1 pseudogene is annotated in these 203 nt (G+C 60.1%); it reads left to right on the forward strand.

Going from position 1 to position 203, the window contains the following annotated elements:
• Positions 1-13 precede the first annotated feature (13 nt).
• A pseudogene (locus tag F1735_RS38770) lies at positions 14-203 on the forward strand (IS66 family transposase); the annotation flags it as partial.

A 203-nucleotide genomic window follows, 5' to 3' on the forward strand; every position in this document is an offset into this window, starting at 1 on the left:
CCACAATTCCAGTGTGCCGCCGTCGGCCGATGGCTTGAAAAAGAAGAAAACGAAATCCTTGCGCAAGCCCTCGGAAAAGAAGGTCGGCGGGCAGCCGGGCCACGACGGAACGACGCTGATGCAAACGGCGCAACCGACCGAGATCGTCGTCCATCCACTGCCGAGCCAATGCGATCATTGCCACCACCAATTGCCGGCCGATG

Source organism: Massilia genomosp. 1 (assembly GCF_011682185.1).
GTDB lineage: Bacteria > Pseudomonadota > Gammaproteobacteria > Burkholderiales > Burkholderiaceae_D > Telluria_A > Telluria_A rubra.